This is a genomic window from Aquabacterium sp. (assembly GCF_030652515.1).
Taxonomy (GTDB): domain Bacteria; phylum Pseudomonadota; class Gammaproteobacteria; order Burkholderiales; family Burkholderiaceae_C; genus Aquabacterium.
Genome location: NZ_JAUSAR010000004.1, coordinates 1 through 1,822, shown reverse-complemented (window position 1 = coordinate 1,822; position 1,822 = coordinate 1). Strand labels below are relative to the sequence as shown.

Genomic DNA, 1,822 nt, shown 5'->3' with positions numbered 1-1,822 from the left:
TACGGTCCGCCATGTCTTTCCGGTGAGCAGCATAACGCTTGTCCCCAGGCTCTGTTGCCCAGATGGTGTCACGCATTTCGTCCTTCTCACACTTTTTGAAGATTGCTTTGGCAAGGGCGAGGAGCAGGTCAAGAGTAGCCCGCCGGAGCTTGCGTCGGAACGTTGCCAGACCTGGGTGGGGGCACTCGATGATGTAGTGGAAGATCCCGGATCTACGCGCAGTGGAACACCCGTCGCACAACAGGCACTGTGTTGACCTAGATTCCGACTCGCTGTTTGTGCGACTAGCCCGTGTATTTGTTGTGTGGAATCAAGGGTATCGTAAAATTTGTTAACCTATTGTATACTACATTATACTATCACCGCGTGCCTCGTGCTGCACGCGTTCTTGGATCTTACATTCGCAACAACTTCAACTTGACATTCAATTGAAGGTGTCCGGAGGGGGTGAAGGACATCACACCACAGGGAAGGCGCCGAGTGTGGAAGCAATTTTCGTGGGGTGGCAGGCAGTGGTATTGGTAGGTGCCAAGCCACGGAAGTGATCACGCCACTTCGCATCGGCCCCGTCGCTACTCCGAGTCCGGCCAGTGACGAAAAATTTATCAGGCTGATCATGCGGCTGCGACTACGCGCGGTCAAATGACCTTCTTGGCCACGCATTGTGAAATCGTCTATTATTAGCTTGTTTTAACAAATAAATGACGTGGTTCGGCGGCCAGACGACAAAGTGAGCAGCGACTCTCTGCCAGTGCAGCTCGTGCAGCAGGCGCTCACAGCCAAATCCGCCGTTCCGCATCTACTGCGCAGCAGCAAGGCGCCAATCGCGCTAGCAGATTTGCACAACAACTTGTTTCAACCATACTTGTGACGACTCAACTTTTGTGTGTTTCAACAATGTCACTGAAAACCCCTGGTTTCGATGCCGCGGAGGCCGGCGCCTCAATCGCTGCCGAACGCTCGGCGACACCCAAGGCGCTCGCCCTCCTGGGGGCTGCAAACCTCAGCATCAAGCACGACGCGGCAATTGTGCTTGAGCTTGGACTGGGGTTTATTCAATCATGTCGCGTGGTGAGTTGCTGAAGGTGACGGGTCAGCCTGATTCCTCAAACCATCGCTGCGTCTCGGCAAGTCTGTTGTCCTGTTGCACCTTTTCATGACACGCTTTGCATCTGCAGATTTATGAGGGCCACAACCATCTGGGACGCACTGCCGCACTCGAGACGTTGTCTTCCTTTCTTGCGGCTGCGGGAAGCCTGTATGGCACTGAGGCACCCCAGGCGGATGTGCTTGCCCTTCACACCGCGCTGCTGCGCGGATATTACTTGTCTGCGCTCCGTCACCTCCGCGCCACCTTCACAATCAAGCACGCCTCCACCATCACCATGCTGACTTCCTGTGGTGCATTCTGTCAGGAGGCGTTCAAAGGGCCGCATGCGGATGCTCTCTTCGTAAGTTCTCTGTTGCGCGGCCTGTGCGTGCGTGTGTGTCGTCGCATGATGCATTCTGACTCGCTTGGCCTGCCGTATTCCAGCTGCGCCACACGCTCGAAACACGCATCCCATGTGCCTGCTGGCATGCCATTCGTTCTTGCATCAACGCTGTTTGCAGAAGATGCTCATGGAGGAGAACCCTCGTCTGGGTGCATTGCTGGCCACCGTCGCTGGTGAGATCCCTTTGTTGCCGTTCTACCGTCTGCAGCTGGACGCCTTCGTCTCCATCAACAAGGCTGTGCGCATCTTGAAGAAGAGCAAAGACGCCAGCACGCTGAAGGCGATTGATGCAGCCATACAGCAGGTGGGGTGGGGAACCATCGCCAATC

The 1,822-nt window shown here is 55.5% G+C and carries 2 protein-coding genes; both read left to right on the top strand.

The window, feature by feature from the left end; genetic code table 11:
• Nucleotides 1-256 (top strand): hypothetical protein (locus tag Q7V20_RS00170; RefSeq protein ID WP_304785918.1); only part of this gene is annotated, 256 nt, incomplete at its 5' end.
• 1,364 nt (nt 257-1,620) lie between these two features.
• The coding region (locus Q7V20_RS00165; protein WP_304785916.1) for a hypothetical protein at nt 1,621-1,822 on the top strand (202 nt) is incomplete at its 3' end.